The 22653-nt window shown below is 46.6% G+C and carries 21 protein-coding genes and 1 pseudogene; 16 read left to right on the top strand and 6 right to left on the bottom strand.

Annotation, left to right across the window (positions count from 1 at the left end):
• Positions 1-9 precede the first annotated feature (9 nt).
• A complete protein-coding gene (locus tag QT974_RS09160; protein ID WP_333468196.1) occupies positions 10-732 on the bottom strand; it encodes a DUF3120 domain-containing protein in 723 nt (240 codons plus the stop codon).
• Complete coding sequence (locus tag QT974_RS09155; protein WP_333468195.1) at positions 725-1309, bottom strand: hypothetical protein; 585 nt, start codon at positions 1307-1309, stop codon at positions 725-727. The genes QT974_RS09160 and QT974_RS09155 overlap by 8 nt, the downstream gene beginning before the upstream one ends.
• A 479-nt stretch (positions 1310-1788) precedes the next feature.
• On the opposite strand from QT974_RS09155, the gene QT974_RS09150 reads away from it, so the two are divergent.
• The 4 genes from QT974_RS09150 to QT974_RS09135 all read left to right on the top strand — a co-directional run bounded on the left by QT974_RS09150 (position 1789) and on the right by QT974_RS09135 (position 4503).
• The gene (locus QT974_RS09150; protein ID WP_333468194.1) at positions 1789-2991 is read left to right on the top strand and encodes a ferrochelatase; all 1203 of its coding nucleotides are present in this window, start codon (positions 1789-1791) and stop codon (positions 2989-2991) included.
• Positions 2992-3282: 291 nt separating this feature from the next.
• Positions 3283-3528 (top strand): hypothetical protein, encoded by a 246-nt coding sequence (locus QT974_RS09145; protein WP_333468193.1) that lies wholly within the window; start codon positions 3283-3285, stop codon positions 3526-3528.
• Between the two features lie 48 nt (positions 3529-3576).
• The gene (locus tag QT974_RS09140; protein ID WP_333468192.1) at positions 3577-3765 is read left to right on the top strand and encodes a hypothetical protein; all 189 of its coding nucleotides are present in this window, start codon (positions 3577-3579) and stop codon (positions 3763-3765) included.
• 99 nt (positions 3766-3864) lie between these two features.
• Entirely contained in the window at positions 3865-4503 is a 639-nt protein-coding gene (locus QT974_RS09135) for a hypothetical protein (protein ID WP_333468191.1), read from the top strand.
• Between the two features lie 544 nt (positions 4504-5047).
• Here the strand turns inward: QT974_RS09135 and QT974_RS09130 are convergent.
• Both QT974_RS09130 and QT974_RS09125 read right to left on the bottom strand, forming a co-directional pair.
• Complete coding sequence (locus QT974_RS09130) at positions 5048-5227, bottom strand: hypothetical protein (RefSeq protein ID WP_333468190.1); 180 nt, start codon at positions 5225-5227, stop codon at positions 5048-5050.
• Positions 5228-5341: 114 nt separating this feature from the next.
• The gene (locus QT974_RS09125) at positions 5342-5950 is read right to left on the bottom strand and encodes a DUF1345 domain-containing protein (RefSeq protein ID WP_333468189.1); all 609 of its coding nucleotides are present in this window, start codon (positions 5948-5950) and stop codon (positions 5342-5344) included.
• A 275-nt stretch (positions 5951-6225) separates the two neighbouring features.
• Here QT974_RS09125 and QT974_RS09120 point away from each other — a divergent pair, with 275 nt between their 5' ends.
• The 11 genes from QT974_RS09120 (at position 6226) to QT974_RS09070 (ending at position 18940) form a co-directional block, all read left to right on the top strand.
• A complete protein-coding gene (locus QT974_RS09120; RefSeq protein WP_333468188.1) occupies positions 6226-6480 on the top strand; it encodes a hypothetical protein in 255 nt (84 codons plus the stop codon).
• A 266-nt stretch (positions 6481-6746) separates the two neighbouring features.
• Complete coding sequence (locus QT974_RS09115) at positions 6747-7226, top strand: hypothetical protein (protein ID WP_333468187.1); 480 nt, start codon at positions 6747-6749, stop codon at positions 7224-7226.
• 110 nt (positions 7227-7336) lie between these two features.
• A complete protein-coding gene (locus QT974_RS09110) occupies positions 7337-7651 on the top strand; it encodes a hypothetical protein (RefSeq protein WP_333468186.1) in 315 nt (104 codons plus the stop codon).
• A gap of 159 nt (positions 7652-7810) precedes the next feature.
• Positions 7811-7990, top strand: a complete 180-nt coding sequence (locus QT974_RS09105; protein ID WP_333468185.1) for a hypothetical protein — start codon at positions 7811-7813, stop codon at positions 7988-7990.
• Between the two features lie 4 nt (positions 7991-7994).
• A complete protein-coding gene (locus tag QT974_RS09100; RefSeq protein ID WP_333468184.1) occupies positions 7995-9008 on the top strand; it encodes an Hpt domain-containing protein in 1014 nt (337 codons plus the stop codon).
• 237 nt (positions 9009-9245) lie between these two features.
• Positions 9246-9710, top strand: a complete 465-nt coding sequence (locus QT974_RS09095) for a Fur family transcriptional regulator (protein WP_333468183.1) — start codon at positions 9246-9248, stop codon at positions 9708-9710.
• A gap of 711 nt (positions 9711-10421) precedes the next feature.
• Positions 10422-12632, top strand: coding sequence for a hypothetical protein (locus tag QT974_RS09090; RefSeq protein WP_333468182.1), 2211 nt, complete (start codon positions 10422-10424; stop codon positions 12630-12632).
• Positions 12633-12679: 47 nt separating this feature from the next.
• Positions 12680-14686: a DUF3685 domain-containing protein gene (locus QT974_RS09085; protein ID WP_333468181.1), complete on the top strand. Its 2007-nt coding sequence runs from the start codon at positions 12680-12682 to the stop codon at positions 14684-14686.
• A 270-nt stretch (positions 14687-14956) separates the two neighbouring features.
• Positions 14957-15466: a CRR6 family NdhI maturation factor gene (locus QT974_RS09080; protein ID WP_333468180.1), complete on the top strand. Its 510-nt coding sequence runs from the start codon at positions 14957-14959 to the stop codon at positions 15464-15466.
• 286 nt (positions 15467-15752) lie between these two features.
• On the top strand, positions 15753-17285 hold the full coding sequence (locus QT974_RS09075) for a phytoene desaturase family protein (RefSeq protein ID WP_333468179.1): 1533 nt from the start codon (positions 15753-15755) through the stop codon (positions 17283-17285).
• Positions 17286-17725: 440 nt separating this feature from the next.
• Complete coding sequence (locus QT974_RS09070; RefSeq protein ID WP_333468178.1) at positions 17726-18940, top strand: FAD-dependent oxidoreductase; 1215 nt, start codon at positions 17726-17728, stop codon at positions 18938-18940.
• Between the two features lie 22 nt (positions 18941-18962).
• Here the strand turns inward: QT974_RS09070 and QT974_RS09065 are convergent.
• Together QT974_RS09065 and surE are read right to left on the bottom strand one after the other, a co-directional pair.
• Positions 18963-19364 (bottom strand): annotated as a pseudogene (locus QT974_RS09065) (pentapeptide repeat-containing protein); the annotation flags it as partial.
• 896 nt (positions 19365-20260) lie between these two features.
• Positions 20261-20938: a 5'/3'-nucleotidase SurE gene (gene surE, locus QT974_RS09060; protein WP_333468177.1), complete on the bottom strand. Its 678-nt coding sequence runs from the start codon at positions 20936-20938 to the stop codon at positions 20261-20263.
• Between the two features lie 150 nt (positions 20939-21088).
• Between surE and QT974_RS09055 the strand changes: the two genes are divergently transcribed.
• Entirely contained in the window at positions 21089-22519 is a 1431-nt protein-coding gene (locus tag QT974_RS09055; RefSeq protein ID WP_442933166.1) for a DUF3370 domain-containing protein, read from the top strand.
• Positions 22520-22653: the final 134 nt, after the last annotated feature.

The following is a 22653-nucleotide window of genomic DNA, read 5'->3' as shown; positions in this document are numbered from 1 at the left end:
CCAAAAATCTCAAGCAGCAGAAGCAGCCAACCAAAACAAACCATCCACCAAAAGCGTGCTAAAAACTGCTCCGCTGAAGGCGCGCCAGTGCAGGCTAGGGCGCAAACTTAGCAAACCGACTGTTAGCAGCACAGCGATTAAAACGATCGCGCAACCGATGCCCCAAGGAGTGTCAATTTGCCCGATCGCACTTTGGAAAATCGGCATCGCGAATTCCGGTTCTGCGTGCATGACTTTGCGCCAGTAGGGCATCAACCCAGTTAAATAAAAATATAAGTCAGTAATAGCAGTGCCAAATAGCGAACCCAAGTAAAAGTAGGCGCCCACTTTTCCCCAGGATTTGTTCAAGCACCAAATTGCAAAGGGCAAGCCAATTGCTTCTATAGGTAAGTGCAGAATTGGTTCCCATCTAAACCAGCCCCAATAGATGGAACCTGCCAGCCAACATCCGGCAAAGCCTAATAATAAGTCTCCCCAAACTTGGGTTTTGGGACGGAAAATTAGGATTAAACTGAGTACGAACCAGGGAATTGTTGAGAGCAAGCTGATGGTAGGATACAAGCGAACTAATGGTGCTTGCACGAAAACCGGAATTGAGACTAAAAATGCTGAGGCGCTAAATATTAGCCACTGTTTGATGCTGTTTGCTTTGACTGAAGAAACAGAATTTTCTAAGCGGGCGAGGGTAGCAATAGGTGCGATCGCAGATGACGCTAAATCTAAATTAAACAACTGACTGGACTCCGTAATGTTTCAATAGGTGGACTAAAAATTCTGCTGCGGTTGTGGGTGCGGCTGTCTCAATCCCGGCCGAGGTTTGGCTGATTTGCCAGCCTTTTGCCGTCTGGGGCTCGCGCCATAAATCTAAATGTGCGATCGCTGGATCTGCGTAAAAGCTGTCTCCACCGCTGCCGATAATTGCCGAACTCCAGTGTGTAAAGCGATCGTGGCTGATGCGGTGGATGGGAAAAGTGCCCCCCAGGGGTACTCCCCAGCCGTCTAGGGCAAAAAATGCCCCAACTTGGCCGCCGATTTGCTGCCACATCCAAGCTGCCCCGATCGCCCCCGCTACTCCTGCCGAAAAGCTGACAAATACTAAACTTTCTCCGGCTAAGTCTTGATTGCACAAAAAGTGCAATATGTCAAGGGCTGAAAAAGGCGGATGTTTATGAGCGGGAAAAACCTTGACGCTGTTGAGTATTTGCTGGGAAGGGCGATCGGCAGCCACTCCCCAAATCCCCGAAAGTCCCGCGAGGAAACAGTCGGTTAGGTTTGGTTCGTGAACTCCGGGGCAAATTACCAGTCTCATAGTGCGTCAAGAAAGTTAATATAGTTCGCAACATAACTTTATCATATATCTATTATATCATATACCATCCCGGGGGATAGGGTGTTAAACTTATAATAGAGTCAAGTTAGCAGAGTATCCCCCCAACTATAGCGCGGGAAAGGCTCGAAACGACTGGCATCTGAGTCAAGGTGAGAGAGTCTTAAGAAAACATAAAACTTAACCCCCCCGGCCGGATTCCCTGTCACGCTTAGCAAAGTCCGATCCTAGTTCTAGCCGCCCTGTGGGTTTCGGGTGGGAGTTAAAAAGCTGATTTAGGACTGATACCGATCGATCCGGTGTTCTTGGATAAATAAGAGATTTGACCGGGCAGTATCGGTGCAGAAGCCGGAAATCAGCGGCGCACGCAACTGTAGCGCGATCGCAAAAAAGCAAAAATCTCCGATTCACCCTTCATCCTGTCTGGATCTCTTAGAATAAATAAAATTGAGGAATACAAAGTGGTTGCTTCTCCAGAAAAAATCGAGTTCAAAACATCTGCTGCACCCGCAAGTAATGATCGGGTTGCTGTCTTGCTGATGGGTTACGGCGAAGTCGAAAGCTACGACGATTTTGCCAACTACAACGAACAAGCTTTAAATTTACTGACGGCAAAGTTTGCGCCAGTACCGAATTGGATTTATCCGCCGCTGGCGAAGATTTTGGCAATTTTTGACTTGCACGAGTGGAGCCACCAACACGGTCAATTCGTGTCGCCGCACAATGCAATTTTTGAACAGCAACGGGCCGGGATTGAAAAGAATTTGCAGGAAAAATGGGGAGACAAAGTAAAAGTGTTCAAAGCTTTTAACTTTTGCGCGCCGTTTTTGCCGGAACAAGTAATCCCGCAAATTAAAGCTGAAGGCTTTGATAAAATTCTGATTTATCCGCTGTTGGTTGTTGATTCTGTTTTCACGAGCGGGATTGCTGTGGAACAGGTAAACAATGCTTTAGCACAAACCTTTGATGGCAAAGAACATTGGGTAACAGGACAGCGTTACATTCCTTCTTTTTACGATGAACCTGCTTACATTCAACTAATGGCGGATTTGGTTGAAGAAGAAATTAAGAACGATTTAGCAGTAGCGCATTTGCCTTCTCAGATTGGGATTGTGCTGATGAATCACGGTTGTCCGCACAAAGCGAAGGGCTTTACTTCCGGGATTGTGGAAAGTCAAGCTTTGTACGATCGCGTGCGGGAACGTTTGATGTATCGCTATCCTTTGATTTCGGTGGGCTGGCTGAATCATGACACACCGCTGATTGAATGGACGCAGCCGGATGCGACGCTGGCTGCGAAGAATTTGATCGATTTGGGTGCAACTGCGATCGTGTTTATGCCGATCGGATTTGCGACAGAAAACCACGAAACTTTGTTAGATGTAGACCACATTATTGAGGGTTTGCAGAAGCAGCGTCAAGGAGTTACTTACCGCAAATTGCCTTGCGTTAACGACCATCCTGAGTTTCTGAAAATGGCGGCGGAGTGGGCAAATCCTCAAATTGAAGCGTTGTTGAGTGAAAGTGCGATCGCGGTGAATCCAAATTTAGTTGTTCGGGATCACGTGCATTCTCATAGCGAGCACGGGCATAATCATGGCGATCACGGTCATTCTCACGGAGATCATGGGCATTCTCACGGCGGGCACGGCCACAGTCATTAATTAGGATCTCAGGATCTTAGAAACCGGGTTTTTGCGAGAATACTGCGTTGAAGACGACAGATTAAGCAAAAACCCGGTTTTTTTGTGGGAGTGGGTAAATCGAGCCACTCGGCGGTTGAAACCGCGTCTACACGAACGAAGTCCGCCTACGCGGACTAAGAAATTTAACTAGGATTTGGTATAAGTCGAGATTAATTTAGGTGAAAGGTCGATCGGCCTTCTTTGGTGTTTTTTGCAGAAAGGGCGATTTACTTTATAATTGAGAGAGCGCTCGCAATTTTAGAAAAAAGTATGAATAAAAAAGTTCCCAACCTTGTTAAAAGCCAGGTATTACCAACCGTTATCTATTGTTGGAATGTTGGAGGAAGAATACCTGATTTAAATCAACCTCATTGGTCTGTGGATATAGACTCTAATCCTTCTAGGATATATCATGAATATATGAATAAATTTGCGAGATATTATCATGGATTCACTTATGATGAAGCAGAAAAATGGTTGTCTGAAATGTTGATAAAATTAGACTTAAGTCAATGATTTTCTCAATTATTAATTTCGATTGATGATAAAACTTGTAAAAAAAAGATGGGCTTAAACATATCACACGATAAAGACATATTAAAACCTCGTTCCGATAATAAATTTGATACTTTTTCTGATAACTATGTTTATACTGTTGAGGACTTTAAAAATGGCATTGCAAATGTCAATATTGACCATTTCCAAAAATACATTCAAGCATTGCATATTACAAAAATTGTAACTAAGGTTTAGTTTACTGATGACGAAGATTTATTTGAACAAATGGAATCCGATCAGATATCTTCAAAATAGATACTTATCGAAGGAAAGTTGTTAAAGAATAAAATGAGAATGGTAACTGCACTAGAGCGAATTTTAGCAATTAAATGGGAGCCTGACGATAGTCGCGTCAACTCTCACATTGCTCTTTTGCGAGAATACTTGAGACGTGCCGCACTGTGGGCAAAGGCTTTAGATTGTACAGATGAATGGCCGTTTTTTGATGTGGCTGCTCATATCTGCCCTTTAGAATGTGCCGATGAAACTAAGGTTAAAGTGCTTAAGACTCATTTCACAGAGACACCGTTTTATGTGGCGGGTATGATTGAGAAAACCTGCGAGTGGTTCCTCCATTGGGATCGGGTGAAAAATTTACCAAAAGTTAGTGAATTTACTTTACCTGAACCCTACGAACCTCTAATCATAATGTATGAACGCGGTGGCATATTCTCTATGGAACATGGATTTTTTGATTTTGCTGTTGGGAGTTTTCCTAGAGGTAAATGGCAGCAATACGACGAAAAAAATGCAGCAGAGTGGGCAAATCCGCAGATTGAAGCGTTGTTGAGTGAAAGTGCGATCGCTGTTAATCCGAGTTTGGTGGCGCATCGCGAGCATTCTCACGGGGATCGTGGGCATTCTCACGGGGATCGTGGGCATTCTCAGGGAGATCGCGGGCACAATCATGGTGGGCACGGGCACAATCATTAATTAGGATCTGAGAAACCGGGTTTTTGCGAGAATACTGCGTTGAAGACGACAGATTAAGTAAAAACCCGGTTTCTTTTGTCGCAGCGAGTAAGTTGAGATTGATTTAGGTGAAAAGGGCGATCGGCTTATCTACCTGACAATTGCTATCTGCAATTATTTCGGCTATGGGAGGGAGACGTAGTTACAATCTGACCCTCCCCAATCGAGATACTTTTCAGATTACGAGATTTCATTTCTGCAACCAGTCGATCTGCCTTTGAACGGTTATAAAATGAAGCGACTTGAAGCAGGTTAAGCGAGGAATCATAAAAAGCATTACAACATAAAGATTGGCGAATTATTTTTAAGTTTTCTTTGGTATAATCAATATAAACAGGATACCAAGTATTAGTGCCACCAGACGTTTTATCTCCGCAATAACTCAGGGAATAATTCAAAAAATTAGTTTGAGTAGTCTTTTTCTGGCGAATACTCTGCTGAGGTGGCTGACCATAATACCAACCTAAAGGCTCTCCTGGGTTTGTGGTAAAAACTGTATCTTGAGCTACAAAATTCCCCCAGTGCAAGTGTTGAAACTCATACCAGGAGTCATATAGGATTCACTGATCACCGAATATCCAGGAGAGCCAAAATCCGATTTTTCCTTGACTAACATCAGGATGTAAGGAGGAGATATCAGAGTATCAGCCCAAATTTCCGCAAACTCCCACTCAGTCTCTTGCATGGTAAATTCCACCCCACGGTACAATTTCAAATCACGCAGGAATTGTAATTTGTACAGTGGAGACTGTGCACGCAAAGTACAGGTACTTCACGGCTTTTTCAGTGAGCCAGAATCCTATCCATTCAATCCAGCAATAATATTGACGCTCATAGCCAAAATAGCAGTGTTAAAAAAGAACGACATTACACTGTGAAAAAGCACGAGAAATCTCATGGAACGAGAAGTCGTCTGCACGTCTGCGACTTGACAAGTCATCCCAATTCCAAAGGAGAAATATAAAAAATCTTTGTAGTCTGGTTCCTCGTCGCCCGGAAAATCCAAACCATTAGCTTGCGAGTAGGTGCCCTGCTGCTTGCTGCTGTTTCCGTAGTAGCTGTGGGCGTAGTGCATGGTGAAAATAGTGTGTACTTGCATCCAAGAGCCAACAATTGTTAGCACAGAAAGCCCCAAGTGGAGTAATAGCAAGTTTGGGGGCAGACCTTTGGTATCCCCTAGCAGGAAGAAGATGGCTAAAAAGCTAGCAAAAGCGGCTCCGGTAATCGTGCTTAAAATTGCCAAGCGGCCGGCGTCTAACTGCTGAGCGTTGTGGCGCATCAGTTGGGGAGTGCCTTTGAGCATCAGTATCCAAGTCAAAATCAGGAAATTGACGGCGCCCGCGTTCCAAATGCACAGTGCGCGAGCCAGGGGGAGATAGTCGCGTGGTAGGAAAAGCGCAACTGCCATAGCGAGCAGAACAGATACAAATACCCGGTGTCGTACGCTCCAGACCCAGTGCATTTGAGATTTTTGGGAGGAAACATTTCTCACAGCTATCTAGCCTAATTGAGGCACACTAAGGGTTAGAAAAATGGGAACTACTGCTATCTTGCCAGGAAATTCCGTACAATCATAAATTTGTAACACTCAATACAGGCAGGATTTTTCATGCCTTTTGACAGATCGATCGACCTCAACGTTCTAGGTACAGTGGGACAAAAGATAATTTGTGGTTTGACATTATGGCATCCTCCCAACCCCTCCAAGGCCTTGAATTGATCGACTGCGCCAAAGCCAACGCCCAACAAGGAATCGTCACCGCCGCGGAGCTTTGCGGCTACGGAAGCGACCTCAACACCTTCGAGCGGGAACTGAAACAGGCTTGCCAAAAAATCGGTGTCGAAGTCAAGGAATTGAATGATTTGATTACGGATCAGCAGATGATGCAACAAGGAATGGGTATCGAAATCGCTCCTGACACTCCTTCAGAACTCTAGCCTCAGCTTCCACCACACCTGTTTTCAAGCTAATACTGCCGAGTCTGGGCAGTATTAGGAGTCGCCTAGCTGAGGCAGGGCTAGAATATTTTGCATGGGATGTTGCGACACTCCCGCCTGGAGTCGCGTTTTCTCCCGCCAAAAGCACGCTTTTGGCGGGCTAGAATAGTTGATTTTATGAACAAAATTCGCTTAAACTGTACGTATCTAAATGGTGTAGGCGATCGACGACAAACGTTCAGCAGCTCTTCGTCAGCGGAAGAAGGATGCAGAACATCAGGCTAGTTGAACGCCCTGTTATTGAAAAAAACCACCAATATTGGGCTGAGATTGACCACCTCAGTTTCAAGGCAAAGAATCTCTACAATCTAGTTAATTACTACTGTAGACAGCGATTTTTTGTAGGGGCAAAGGCGTGGAGACTCAATGACCTCTACCACAAGAGCAAAGAGTCTAAAGCTGATAAAGCTTTGCCAACAAAAGTTAGGAAGCAATTTGTTAAGCGCGTTGTCAAATGTTGGACGAGCTCCTTTGCAGCAATCACCGAAGATCGCAAGAGTCCCGAAAAGTTTTTGTGTGAGTCTAAAACACTTGGTTGCAAAGACAAAACTGATGGTGGCTATCTTTTGCCCGATCCAGGCACGGAATCGGTCTATAAGACTGAACTTGTCAGCGGCACCGTACACCAATCTATGAGTAAAATTCGCATTGCTACAGGCAGGAGATCGATCGAACAACTGCGATGAATACCTAGTTGTAATTGCACTTGTTGTAGAAACTGTTGGCGATCGACCTCAGAAGCCCCCCGCTGGGGGCTTATTCATTGCTGGCACCGATCGGGGACTTTTTAACAAGGTTGAAAAGATCGTCAAACCGACGTGGATTCGTCCCGCGATCGATCGCCGGAACACCTCCCAAGTCAGTAAGCCAGTTCTATAACAAGCGTAAAGCGCAGCTACAAACCCCATCCGGCAAGCGTCAAACATCTCATCGGAGCGATCGGCCCAAGCAATCGAGCCATCAGTACGTCGATCGCTACCTGCATCAAACGAGTAGATTAGTGGTGAACTATGTGAATCAGCAGGAGGTGGGCGCGTTGGTCATCGGTAAAAACGAGCGGTGGAAGCAGTCAATCAGCACAGGTCAGCCGAATAACCACAATTCTGTCTAAATTCCTGACGGTTTGATTGAGATGATTAGCTACAAATGTCAACTAGAACGCAATGCGATCGTTGTGACTGAGGAAAGCTATTCATCCCAGGCATCCACTTGAAACTTCGATTCATTGCCCCAATTTGGCGATGCCGTGCCAAAATTCAGTGGTCGTAAAGTGAAGCGCCGTCTGTATCAGACAGGGAGTGGGAAGTTGCTGAATGCTGATATTAATGGCAGCTTGAATATCATCCGAAAATTATTCCCCAAAGCATTGACCGCAGAGGGGATAGTGAGTGCAGCCGTTGCACCATTGAAGGTTCTCCCTTCATCAAGAGCGCGATCGCCACAAATGTAAATTTGTGGAGTTGAGCTTAAACGGTGCTGAGATTGTTAGGAGGACTGTCGTGTCAAATCAGCAAGACCGAATTATGCGTTTGTTTATCGAAGAGGCTAAGGAGCATCTCGATACTCTAGAAAATGGTTTAGTGGATTTGAAGTCCACCATGAAAGACCCCGAAAGCGTTCAGGAGATGTTTCGAGCCGCCCACTCAGTCAAAGGAGGGGCGGCCATGCTCAGCTTGGATAGTATTAAAACAACCGCTCACCGCTTGGAAGATTGTTTTAAGGTACTCAAGGACGGGCCCGTAAAGCAGGTCGATCAAACGGCAGAATCCCTATTTTTGAGGGGGGTTGATACGCTGAAGGACTTGCTGGCGCGATTGGAAGGGCCTTTCGGCTTGAGGAATGAAGAAGGAGAAAAACTCGTGCAGCAGGTGATGCCAGTTTTTGCTCAACTGGAAACTCACCTCAACAACTTGGCGGCGGGCAAAGTTGCCGCGGTTGCTACTCCTGGCTCTCGTGCGCCCGGGGCTGCTCAAACAGCGGGTTCGGCACCGGCGAATTTTGCTGTGGGAGTGATGGTTTTACTTAAAGAAATGTTGCAGGTGTTCAAGCAGAAAGAATCGGCTGCTAGTCGTCAGGAGTTGGCGGCTGTGTGCGTTCGCCTCTATAAGTTGGGAGCTAAAATTGAGCCTTGGCAAAATTTAGTCAAAACAGTTCGCTCGGCGATAGTTAATCCTAAAAACTCTTATAAAGTCTTAGCTCCGCTGGCGATCAAAGAACTTAAGGAGGCTGGGGATTTGGTGCAAGGGGGGAAAGTCAAGACGATCGCTCCGAGTAAAAATTTGCTACTTTTGGCAGCGGCTCCCAAACCAGCAGAGGCAAGCGCGACCGCAGCACCAGCAGCGTCGAAGCCAGTAGCACTTCCGGCTGAACCGAAGGCGGTAGTCAAGCTTTTGCTCAAAACCTTCAACAAAAAGCAACTCTCGGAAATCGCCAAGTTACTGATTCACGCCCTCAAATCCTCTTCCTAGCATTTGTGGCATTAGTAGAAGATAGAGTCTCTGCAATATCTTTGAGGAGAATAATTTTTGGGTGGGTGCTGGCAGCCTGAGTTGAGCAGTAACTAGAAAAAATGCACTCTCGAAGAGATTTTTGCCCTCTACCTTCTACTGTTAGGCAACCCTGCGTTAGAATTAATTAATATAGGATAGGCGTGCAATGTATTGTACCAGAATAAAAAATCGAGCAGGCTTTAGAAGGCGGTAGCTGTGAAACCAATTCGTTCATTAGAAGATGCTTTAAACCGCTGTCAGGCGATGGGAATGCGCTTGAGCCGCCAGCGTCGATTTATTCTAGAACTTTTGTGGGATGCAAAAGAACACCTCTCGGCTCGCGAAATTTACGATCGCCTGAACCAACAAGCGCATTCGATCGGTCATACTTCTGTTTATCAAAATCTGGAAGCTTTGTCGCGAGAAGGGATTATTGAGTGCGTAGAACGCTCGGAGGGACGCTTGTACGGAAATGTCAGCGACTCTCACTCTCACGTTAATTGTCTCGATACGGCTCAAATCCTCGACGTTCACGTGGAATTGCCGATCGACTTGATCGAACAAATTCAACAGCAAACTGGTGTCAAAATTGTAGACTACCGGATAGATTTCTACGGATACCGCTCGTCGGTGCCAGCCGCGGAAGGATCGAGTGTTAGCGATACGCCAAAAGCTTCGTAACTAATGATGAAGCCGCTGATAGACGCGAAACGGATTGTTTTTACTATGGCGAGCGCGGTATAAAATGAGTTAAGTATGAGCGGCTCGGAGTAGATTGCCGTCAGACGCCAGAATTGGGTAGAGTCAAAAAAAGTGAAAGTCGCTGGGCCCAAAAGGGCGATCGGAAATAAAATTTACGACTAAACCTCAAAAATCAGAGCGAGGCGCTACAGGTATAAAGTTGAGATATAACCGGACAGAAATAGCTTATTGATTGCTCAGTCGGTCAGAAGTCGAGGAAATTTGCAGTAGTTGCGGCGGTTGAAACCGCAGCAGGACGAGGATCGAGCCAATGGCGGCGGCAGAATTGATGGTGAGACATTAATTAAAAAAAAAATTGCTCTGCAAAGTCAAATCCAAAATCTTCAATAGCAAAATCGAAAATCCCTCAACTGACGGGGATCGAGCCTATTTTTTCTGCTAAACTCCCCCGGAGTTGTGAATAATTGTTGGATAACTGGTATGATTTACGTGCTTCTAGAGCCAAAAAAGCTCAAAAGCAATCAGTGGGGCTAGACACGAGCCTCACTATAAAATGCCGTAGAGGGAAAGATTGCCAGTACCTTTAAGGAAGTTCTCGATCTCCTTAACAGGAGTCAGAAGCCGACATCACAATCTATGATTTGATGTCGGAGTGTTACGCTACAGCGCATTACAGGACAGGCTGAAGTAATGGCGAGACGACAATCTGACCAATTCCACACACCACCCCAATACAACCCATCCACCAAACCGACAGCACCGTTGAGTGCAGAGGCGACAGGCGATGCGAGTTCCTCTAGCCACCAGGCGCCGCCTCGGGAGGGCAAAAGAACTTTTTGGCAGTGGCAGCTCATCTGGCTCAGTCTCCTCGTGGGATTTGGAGTAACCGGTGCGGCTGCATTTCTGTGGTTGCTGACGATGCCGCCCCCGCCCAACTGTCAGCAATTGTCACCGCTGGCGGCGGACGGAGAGCGACTTTACTGCGCTCAGCAAGCTGCTAAGTCGGGCAAGCTAGAACAGCTAGAATCGGCAATAGCACTGGTTCAGGCTTGGCCGAAAGAACACCCGCTATACTCGCAAGGCCAACATTTGATCGGGGAATGGTCGAAAGTCATGCTGGGGTTTGCTAGGGCAAAAATTGAGCAGGGCGATTTGAAAGGCGCTCTCGATATTGTGGCGAAAATTCCCAAAACCAGTCCGTCTTACCCAGAGGTACAGGACGCTGTGAATGCTTGGGAAAAAAATTGGCAGGAAGGTCAAAAATTATACGATACAGCCCTAGCAGCTTTGAAAAGTGAGGATTTGAGAAAAGCGTGGGATTACGCTCAAGCTCTGTTCAAGCTGGAAAATATTTTCTGGAGTCAGAAGCGTTACAACGAGCTGATAGGGCAAATTTCTTTGGAAAGAAACGGCTGGCAACGCTTGCAAGAGGCGAGAGATTTGGCACAGGAGGGAACTCCGCAAAAGTTCGCTGAGGCGATCGTCCTGGCCCGCAAAATAGATCCGCAACTTTTTGCCCGCGCTAAAGCTGAGAAGGAAATAGAGGGCTGGAGCCGGACTCTGCTGGCAATGGCGACTAAACGGTTGGGGGCAAAAGACCTCCCGGGGGCGATCGAGGCTGCTTCGGTGGTGCCTCAGGATTCGCCGCTGTTTGCGGAAGCTCAAGATTTGATGCAGTTGGGTAGAGCTCAGGCGGTGACTTGGAACCAGTCGATATCTACACCGCTGGCGCAACATATTTTTATCTTGCTCGAAGGGCAGGGTGCTGCTAGCAAAATTGCTCCGGGCCGCCCCCTGTACAAGCAGGCTCAAGTTCAAATTGAAAATTTGCAGGTGCAGTTTCAAGATTTGGTGCGGCTGCAAGTGGCGAGCACGATCGCTAATTTCGGTCAGACAGGATCGTTTCAGGTGGCGATCGAGCAAGCGCAAAGGATCGGCCCGAAACAGCCGCGGCGGGTTCACGCTCAAACTTTGGTGGCTACTTGGCGCCGGGAAATTCAGCGGATCGAAGACAAATCTTTTGTCACCCTAGCGAAGCAGTTGTCAGAACAAGCAACGGTGGAAGGACTCAAGGGGGGTATCGCTCAGCTACTGCTGATCTCTCAAAACCGCCCCCGCAGGGTAGAGGCGCAAACTCTCTTGGCTCAGTGGACTAAACGCATAGAAGTTATTCAAGATCAGCCTTTTTTGGATGAAGCTATGGCTCTGGCGAAGCAAGGAAAACTGAGCGCAGCTATTGAAAAAGCTTCGTCCATTAAGAGCGGCAGGAGTTTGTACGCCAAAGCTCAGGATAATGTCTATCAGTGGGTGAGCGAGTTGCAAGTGGCTCAAGACAGACCGATTCTCGATCGAGCAGCAGAATTAGCTTCTGGCGGTAGTCTAGGAGCGGCGATCGATATGGCTTCCCAAATCGGTTACGGTAGAGCGCTTCATTCAGAGGCGGCAGGGGCGATCGGGCGTTGGAGTGCCGAACTCAGAGCCAACACTGCGCCACCACCGGCAGCCGAACCGGCTCGCGAGTACGCGCCAGCTCCGCGACAGGAAGAGTACGCACCAGCTCCGCGACAGGAAGAGTACGCGCCAGCTCCGCGACAGGACTACGCGCCAGCTCCCGAACCGGCTCCGGCTCCAGAGCCTTACTATCCGCCGGCCAGACAAGAGGCTCCGGCTCCAGAACGCTACTATCCGCCGGCCAGACAAGAAGCCCCAGCTCCGGAACCTTACTATCCGCCGGCTCGGGAACCAGAACCTTACTATCCGCCGGCTCGGGAACCAGAACCTTACTATCCGCCCGCCAGACAAGAGGCTCCGGCTCCGGCTCCGGCTCCGGCTCCCGAGCCAGCACCTCCCTCGATTCCTCAACCGGCTGGGCCTCCTGATGCTAATTTGATTCCCGAGTAATTGGGTTTTGGCACGATCGACCTCTTTAATCTCAAATTTAAAATCGAGTGACTAATTTGCAACTGTTGTCAATCGCTCGCGACCCCATTTTCCGGCTGGGGCTGCGAGTCGCCTGCGAGCAGTATCCAGACTTGGAATTTGTCGCAGATGTTGCCACCGCAACCGAGGCGTTCCAGGTTCTGGAAGCTCGCTCGCTCGACTCTGGATCGGCCCAGAAGCCCGCTGATTTGGCAATTTTGGCTGTTGAGACCTTAAATGCGGGATGGCGTCGGGCCCCGCAAGCTACGGCTCAAATCGAGGCGCTGGCAGTATGTCGCGAACTTAAAAGTTTTTACCCCAACCTGCCGCTATTGCTGCTCGCCTCGCCGCTGACACCGGAGCTTGTGGAACAGTTACAGGCTGCGGGCGCTAATGGCTATTGTCCTAAAGGTAGAGATATTTCCCAGACGATCGAAGCTATTCGCGCCGTGGCATCGGGCAGCAGTTATTGGCCGGCGGATGCGGCAGCTAACTCAGAAATAGAACTAAATTCAGCGGTGGTTCAAACAGTAGAAAACTCCGCAGCAAATGCAGAAGAAAATGCAGGCGATCCGATAATCGAGCGGCCAGTATACAAAAAAATCCTGGCTTATTTTTGTCGGTCTGGATTGCAGGAAATAGATGCAGCTTTGGCGGTTATCCAAACTGATTTGCAACAAATTAAAGCGGCAGATGCGACAGATTTAGTCACTATTTTAGATGGAATTGTAGTCAGCGGGCGCCGCCGAGAATTGCTGGCAGCTCGCTGGATTGTTAGTCAATTATTGTTTGAAAGAAGTGCCCAGAAGGAAGAAGGAAGAGGGCCCTTCGGCTCCTCTCGGCTGGGTTCGGGGCAAGTCGCTCAGGGTAAACAGAGGGAAGAAGAAGACGGAAGAAGCAAGACGGGAGAAACAAGACGGGAGAATTGGTTGACTAATTCTCAGTTGCAAGTGGCAAATTCTCAATTCTTGGCGGAGTCTTTGGCGGTTGCAAGTGATTGGCAAGGAAGTTTGTTTGACTCGGTGGCTGCTAAATTGCAGTTGGATTTGGTGAATTTGACGGGCGTGCCTTTGGAAATCGATATTTTGCGATCGACAAAACAGCGCGAATTGATGATTTCCATCCTGCGGAAGTTACGCGAGTTGCTGGAGGAATTGCGCTTGGGGCAAGTGCAGCCAACTCAACTATCGGAAAAAATGCCTGCTATTTTGCGGGATTTGTGGGAGGCGACAATCATAGATTTTTTGGGCAGATACTATACGCTGCAAACGGGAAAAAATCAGGTTTTTGACAGCAGTCAAACAAGCTTAAAACTACTGCCAGAAACTCAAGGCGAAATCGCTGCTAATTTATGGGGAGGCAGCGGCGTAGAAGTGGTGCCTGTACTGCTGGCAGATGAAAAAGCAGTTGCGGCAGAAATCCTTGACAAAATCCCGATGACTGTTGATTTGTTTGCACATTTTCTATTTGAAATTCCGCTAACAGTTGACAATATTTCATGTATTGCTGGCAGCCCGCCAGCGATGCAGCGAGCTGAAAGTTTGTTAGAAAATTTGGTGATTCAAGTTGCTAGCGGAGTGGTACAGCCTCTGCTCAATAATTTTGCGGATATTGAGGAAATAAAACAAACTTTTTACGATAGCAAGTTAATTTCAACACGAGAAATTGAACGTTTTAGGAATAATTTATCGTGGAAATATCGCTGGGATAGCTATTTTGTGGAACCGAAAGCTATTTTTGAAAGTAGGTTTTTGCTGTTAGTTGTGCGAGATTCGAGAATTAAGAGAATATCTATTTATGCTCCTAGAAATATGGAGTTAGCACAGCTTTCTGGGTGGCAGTTGGCTTTAACTTTGGTGCTGGAAGCCAGGGATGCGATCGCACCTAGGGTTCGCGCTGTTATTTCGCTGTTGGGTGCTGCTGTTGTTTACGTTTTGACTCAAGTTATAGGGCGGGGAATTGGTTTGATCGGGCGGGGAATTATTCAGGGCATTGGTAATTCTTTACAGGATACCAAATTTGGAAAAAATGGCTGAGGGAACAGTTGACAGTTGGCAGTTGACAGTTGACAGTTGACCGGAGGAAGAAGGAAGAAGGAACAAGGAATAAGGAAGAGTTTACAGTTGACAGCTTGCCCGAAAAGCAAGGGAGAATGGTAGAGCGAAGGAAGAACGAAGAGGCAAGAAGAAAATGTACGGGAGTGAACGGATTGAGATAAATCAGTCGGATGAGAGATAATTGGTAATTGCTAATTGATGATTGATGGTATTATAGATAATGACTTAATGTTATAAGGTTGATTTTTTATGAGTATTATGATAGCGATTGATGCCGATCGCATAAACAGCTTAGATTTGTCTCCGGTGCGGACTGTTGTTGAACAGTGGCTTGCCGAAGGAGCGATCGCCCAAAACGAACAACAGGTACAATTTGAAATTGAGTATCCGCGCGAAGAACTAGATCCGCGAGAAATATCGGAACTTCCGGAAGTGCGACTGTGGTTTATTCGCTTAGATGCTTGTTATCCGTGGCTGCCATTTTTGCTGGATTGGAAAGGGGGAGAATTGGCCCGGTATGCCGCGATGTTGGTGCCGCACCAATTCCACCGCACCGAAGGCATTCAGTACAATCCTGAAGCTTTGGAAATGTTTTTGATGAGCAAAATTTTTGTGTTGACTGATTGGTTGAACCAGCAGAAAATTCCGAGTAAATCGAAGTTGATGGCGATGTCACAGATGTTTGGTTACGATTTGGAGGATGCTTTTTTTGATGTGATCGTGCCGCACACACCAATAGGCGATCGCACATCTAAGTAACCTACTCCTAATTACGTAGACGATTCTCTACCTTAAGACTTACGCAAACAGGTAAACATCGGGAGTTTTTATATTATGGGGCGAGCTTTCGATCCCGTCCCACTAACTATAAGTTCGAGTCACAAAAGCTTAATTAATCTTAATAGCAACCGCAATCAGGCTTTAATACAATGCTTTAACCAGCGCGCCCAGCAAGACTGTTGGTTGACTTCATACTTTCCTCAGAATTTAGGGTTACTTTAGATAGATAGCGATCGCCCGATTCAATCGATCGAGGAAATATCCCATGAAAACAGATTACCTCATCGTCGGTAGTGGTTTATCAGCACTGGTGTTCGGAGCCTTGATGGCAAACTCCGGCAAAACCGTGCACATCCTGGAAGCTCACGAACATCCCGGAGGCTTTGGCCACACCTTTACAATGGCCAAAAAATACACGTTTAATGCCCAATTCCACTACGTTTGGGACTGCGGCGAAGGACATACAGTCAATCGAGTCCTCAAAAAACTCAATCTCGATCGCGATGTCACCTTTGAGCGCTACGATCCGAATGGCTTCGACCATATGAGAATGCCTGGATATGCGCTAGATATTCCCTCGGAACCAGAGGAACTGATCCGCAGATTGTCGGCGCTGTTTCCCGAAGCAAGGGAGAACATTCGCAAATTCGTCAACGAAGTTGAAAAAACCGGCGCGGGACTCAGAAAACTCGCTCCTCCTGTCAAACCAATTGAATTAATTAAAAATTTCGGTGACGTATTTTGCGCCGTCCAACACCTAAACAGCACACTTCAAGACGTTTTCGATAAATTCCAACTCCCGCAAGCCGCCCAAACTTTATTAGCCCTGCAATGGCCGGACTTTTTGCTACCTCCGAACCAGCTTTCTTTCTATGCTTGGATTGCTTTGTTTCGAGGCTATCAAGAAGGTGCATTTTACCCGACGCAGCATTTTGAAGATGTCATCAATTCTTTAGTTAAAGTCATTGAATCTAACGGCGGGAAAGTTTTACTAAACCATGAAGTCACGAATTTCAGGCTGACAGATAGAACTGTTACCGGAGTTGAAGCGATGGATTTGACTACCCATCAAACCCATGAATTCGCGGGAGACACGGTGATTTGCAACCTCGACCCCAAAAGAGCGGCGAAGATGATTGGTGAGGAACTGTTCTCGAAAACAGTGCGGCGGAAACTCGACTATGAGTATTCTGCATCCAATTACATGGTGTACTGCGTTGTCAAAGACATTGACCTGCGAGACTACGGATTTGGCAAATATAATACGTTTCATTCCGAACATTTGGATCTGAATGAAGCTTTTGCTCAAATGTATGACAAAAATGATTTTTCTCGTCCGAGTTTTGCGATTACCACGCCGACTTTACTCACGGAAGCGCGGCGGGATTGTCCCGAAGATTGTCAAATTGTAGAATTTCTGACTGTGGCTAACTACAGTTATTTTAAACAACTTTGGGAGACCGATCGCAAAGCTTACAGGCAAAAAAAACAAGAAATTTTGGACTCAATTTTAGACGTAGTTGAAAAACACTATGTTCCCAATTTCCGCAAACATATGGTGTTTCATATTACCGGAAGTCCTACGACTAACGAGCGCTTCTGTTGGTGTCCAAATGGCAATTCCTACGGTTCTACTCTGACGCCGAAAAACATGGGAGTCGATCGGCTAAATCACGAAACATCTCTCAACAATTTCTATTTTTGCAACGCATCCTCGGGCTATCCAGGCTTTGCGCCGACATTTTGGACGGGGGCGCTGCTTTACCAACGTTTGTCCGGTGATGCGATTTTAGGGTGAGGAATCACCATTAAATAACTGCGATATTTCGTGGCTTGGGTTGAGGTTTGGGCGATCGAAAATTTGCTGATATCTATGAGGAAATGGCTGTGTCGATTTGTGTCAGCTTAGCATCAAATATAGCATGGAGCTACTGTTTGATGCTGAGATCCCGATCCCCCCTAGCCCCCCTTAAGAAGGGGGGGACAAGAAGTTATTAAAGTCCCCCTTCTTAAGGGGGATTTAGGGGGATCTGGTCTCGGCGAGCGACGAGAAATACAAAAATTTTTCGTCTTGTCCCCTTATTAAGGGGGATGCGAGGGGGATCGAGACTCAGCTACAAACGAGAGATACAAAGTTTTTTCTGGTTAAATTGACACCTCGAATCGATACCATGTCCTGCGCGGAATACAAGCATTCAATTAATAACAATCCAACTATCAATTTAGGATTTAACAACCATGAAAATTGCAATTATTGGGGGCGGAGCTAGCGGTATGGCGACAGCCTACTGGCTGAACAAACAAAAACATCACGTCACTGTGTTGGAAAGTCAACCGATTTTAGGCGGACACATTCGGACGCTCAATAAAAATGTTTTGCCAAATCAATCTGAGTGCAATGAAATATTAGAAAATGGGGTGCTGGAATTTCCCACTGTGTTTTACAATTTCATAGCTTTAATGCAGGAGCTAGGTGTTGAATTAGAACCTGTACAGATTGGTTCAGCACTATTTTTTAAAGATGGCGGTCACTTTTTGTCTGCGGTTGCTATTCAAAAGAATTTCACGGGAATGCAACGCCTGATTGAGTATTTGCGACTCGACAGTCTCTACGCTCGTTCGGCTGGATTTATTCTAAAAATGCGGTTTGCTAAACAGCACGATTTCTACGATATGCCGCTTTCTGGGAGTTTAAAAAGCTCGTGCATCCGCAATGATTGGCTGAAGTTGCTGACGATGTACAGCTACTCGATACCGTTTGAGTTGCTTGAAGATTTTCCGGCAGAATTGGCGATGCCGGTTTTGCGCGAATATGCTTCGGTCAATTGGGTGAGGATTAAAGGGGGGGTCTATTCTTACATTGACAAGATTCTGGAGCGGTTTAAGGGTGATATACGGCTGAATGTGGAGATTGCCAAAATTTTCAGAAGTGCTGATGCTGTAAAAATTTTGCTTTGTGATGGGGAGACTCAGGAGTTTGATAAGGTGGTGTTTGCGATGCCGCCAGACCAAGTGATGAGGCTGTTGGCTGACCCGACAGAGGCGGAAACAAAGCGGTTTGCGGCGTGGAAACCGAATTATGCCACGACTGTGCTGCATTCGGATACTTCGATGTACGATCGCTACGGTATTCGCAAGTTATCGGAATTTGATTTTTTCGAGACGGACAAGGGATGGGGCTACAATGCGAGCTTGAATCAGCTTTGTGGCATCACATCGCCGCGAGAGTACAGCTTAGCATTTCGACTGGAGGAGGCGATCGACAAAAACCAGATTATTCACATTCAGCAACATCACACGCCGCTGTATACTGTCGAGTCTTTTCGATACCGAGACGAAGTTATCGAAACTAACGGCGAGAACAATACCTATCATGCGGGAGCTTATTTAGGAGATGGCTTGCACGAAGGAGCGATTACCTCTGCTTTGCGAGTCGCTAAATTAATCGGGTGAGTTCAACATTGATGCTAAAAACTCCCGTGAGGTTTGCGCCCCGCAGGTTGGCGAATTGCAAGTCAGCCACACACAAATTGGCGTTCCAGAGGATGGCGCCCCGCATATTGCTAGCGATGAGTTTGGCGCCACTCAACTGAGCCCTGGGAAGTTTTGCTTTGACAAGGTAAGCTCCGCTGAGATTGGCTTTCGTGAGTTCTGCATCGGCTAATCTGACTTGACCCATTTTGGCAAAACTCAGATTTGCCCTGCAAAGGTTTGCGCCGTTGAGTTCTGCTTTGGTAAGATGCGATCGACTCAGGTTAGCTCCCGAGAGGTTAGCCCTCGAAAGGTTAACTCCGTCCAAGATAGCTCCGCCGAGAGCGGCGCCAGCAAAGTCTCTACGGCCATTTTTGTAATTGTTGAGTAGCTCGGTTACTTCCATAGGGGTCTGATTCCTAATTACGAAAATTTATCTAAAAATACGCGCTCTCGATCAAAAGTTTATATCTAAGGCAGCAGATGCGATCGCACTTTGAACAAAGCTGAAAATTAACTTGATATTTTTCAAGATACTTAGTTCTTTTTGCAACACTGCGGGAAGTTTTTGGTCGCAAAGCTTAGGCTCGCCGTTTCAGGGGGATTAGTGTAAAAATGACGCTGACAAAGGCACACGATAGGCTTTTAGGCAAATCTATGGTTTCAGGCGGACACATCAAAACTGTTCGGTTCAAATTAATTTCCGATATTATAATGATCGGGGATTTATGGATTTATGGATATGCCTAACAGAGCGTCGCTGCTAAAAAAAAATCAGTAAAATAGGATCGAGCGTGTGGACTTCAGTCCGCAGCATTTTGTGAGGACTGAAGTCCGAACTATCAAACATATTTTATGAAGGGTGATACAAACATATTTTATTAATGATTTACCGAATACGCTCTAATTTCAGTTAGACAGATGTTTCAATCTATGTTATCCTGAGTTAAAATTGAGGAATCATTATGTCAAAAGAAAGAAAAAGCAATAAAGAAGTCAAAAAGCCTAAAAAACAACCTGATGGTGTGGCTAAGCCAAAGAATGACAACAAAAATTATGGTACAGACAACCGCAAGTAAATAGCGCAATCCTTAGCAAATTAGGTTTCTGTTTCAATGCCTAATAACAGTTGAGGTTAATTGCGACTTAAGGCAGTTCGCCATGATGATTGTAGAATTATGGTTGGCCACAAGTAAGGACTTTTGGGCAAAATAGCAATTGCGTTCCATCCGAAACATTTAGTGCATCGAGTTTTACGCCTACTTCCGCTTTTTGCCCAAAAAATATACTTCCATAATCCGATCACAGCGAGATCTCAGTCACAGCAATATTACCGCCAAAACACACCTCAACATCAGTCCCGGGCGCCCGATCGCGCGAGCCATACTCTCCGACATAATAAAAGTATTCTCCCTCTTGGCGGTAAACCACAGGCAGCGGCTGAGTCGAAGGCTTACAAAATACAATTTCCGGTTCCGCACTTCCCGGCGCTAAATGCGGAAAATTTACATTCCAGAAACACCCAGGCTTTGGTTCGCGATTCAGCAAATCGGCCAACACTCGCGATGCCCACCGAGTCGCGACATCCCAGTCAATTTCCAGCGGCTTTTTAATTCTATGGGAAATTGCGATGCCCGGAATACCGTGCATGACTGCTTCCCGCACCGCAGCCACCGTACCTGAAATGTAGACATCAACGCCCAAATTGCCGCCGGCATTAATCCCCGAAAGCACAAAATCCGGCTTCTGACAAACGTGATTGAGAGCGATGCGCACGCAGTCTGCGGGTGTTCCCCCTACAGCATATTCGATCGACGATCGCCAATCGACATGAATCGGACTGTGAGCCGTCACCTGATGCCCGCAGCCCGACAATTGCCCTTGAGGGGCTACCATAATTGTCTTGCCTTCTACAGCCAGCAAAAGTGCCTGAATCCCCGGAGCATCAATGCCGTCGTCGTTGGTTAAAATTATCGTCATTGAAAATTTGTCCTAAATTTGACTATATCCGTAAAAAATGACCTAAAATTCCCAAACTCAAGGAAATGTCAACCGGCGTTGTGGTAAAGTTTTGTGTCGATTGCTTTGCGTCAAAGCAATTTGCAAGTTCAGTTAAACGCGCTCACAGCTATGTTTTTGTTACCAATTCTACCCTTAGCTCAAGCAATCCCGACACCTCCGGCCCAAGAACTCATCATCCAGCCAGAAGTCCCGCTACCGGAAAACGAACTGGATTTACCACCACCTCGCTCAACCGCCCCGCTGAAAACTGTGACGGTGCCCCAGCAAGTGCGCGTTTTGCCGGGAAAACTCGACAGCATCCCCGTTTTCAACAGCAACAGCCCGGAAGTTGTACAAACCGAAGGCATTTTGCTCTCCACATTTCCCGAGGAAGCCAAACAAGTACCTTCTGCACACTTAAACTTTGCCTTCAAAGGCCGATTTGACATCTTCGCCCACCACATCGCCAAAGCTAAAAATCGTGCCCAAACTCGCACCTTATTTCAAGGCATAATTGTCTACAATCCCAACTCGGAACCTGTTACTTTAAATATCCTGCAAGGAGCGACTTATTTAACTCGCCCGGATGCTTTGTTTGTCGATTTGCCTTCTTATTTAGAAAATCGATTCGGCACTGTGTTTGCGGGGCCTGGCAGCCGCATCACCAGCGATGTGCTGCGGGGGCACAGACAAGCCATTTTGCCGGCTTCCATGGAGATTCCGGCTCTTCAAAGCCGAATGCTGATGAATTTGCCGATACCTGTGGGGACTGTGACGCCTGCTTCTAACGGGCGATCGACTTTAATGCGAGTATCGAGCAGCAACTCGCTTTATGTAGCTAGTTTAGCGATGTTTGCTCCCAAAACTAAAGAAGGAGTCGAGCAATATCCGACTTTAGAACAGTGGGAAAATATTTTAAACACCAAAGGTTTAGCTGGGCCGAGAGATTTGGCTCCAACTCCCAGAGGCGAAAATCCACTGCAAAAAATTTACGGGCGCGTGGCCGGAGTCGCTGAAGGTTCCGAGTGGAAAGCTAAAATTACTGACAATTCTAGAACCGACTATTTAAGTATTCCCAAGCGCGGCGAATCATTTTCCTATGCTTTGAGCACTACTGATACGGGTACTTTTGGGACTGGTCAAATTCAAAGCGCTAAAATGTTAGCTCGCTATCCCGATACTGCTTATTTTGCTCACGGTAATTACGGGATTCAATACAATTTAACTTTTCCGCTTTATAATAAGTCTCGTGAGTCGCAATCTGTCAGCATTAGAATGCAAACACCGATCAAGGCAAATACAGAATCGGCTGGATTAATGTTTTACGATCCGCCGGAAAATCGGATATTTTTCCGAGGTACGGTGCGGGTGATGTTTAATGATGATGGGGGGAAGACTTTGACGCGCTACATTCACATTGTGCAGCGCCGGGGACAGCAGGGGGAACCGTTGGTGAATGTGAATATGAAGCCGGGGGAACGCCGTTTGGTGCAGGTGGATTTCTTGTATCCGCCGGATGCTACGCCGCCGCAAGTTCTGACTGTGCGATCGAGTAATTAGTTGATTGTGATTGAGTTAGGGCGATCGGTCATTAGGTTGAATCTTACTGGCAACAATGATAAAGTTTATACAACTGCCAAATAAGGAGAATAGTTATGTCTGTTCAGATGCAAAGACGGCTATTTACAGTGCAA

Source organism: Microcoleus sp. BM001215392, from assembly GCF_036700185.1.
GTDB lineage: Bacteria > Cyanobacteriota > Cyanobacteriia > Cyanobacteriales > Microcoleaceae > Microcoleus.
Note: the sequence above shows the minus strand (reverse complement) of the source record. Positions and strands in the feature narration are given on the sequence as shown.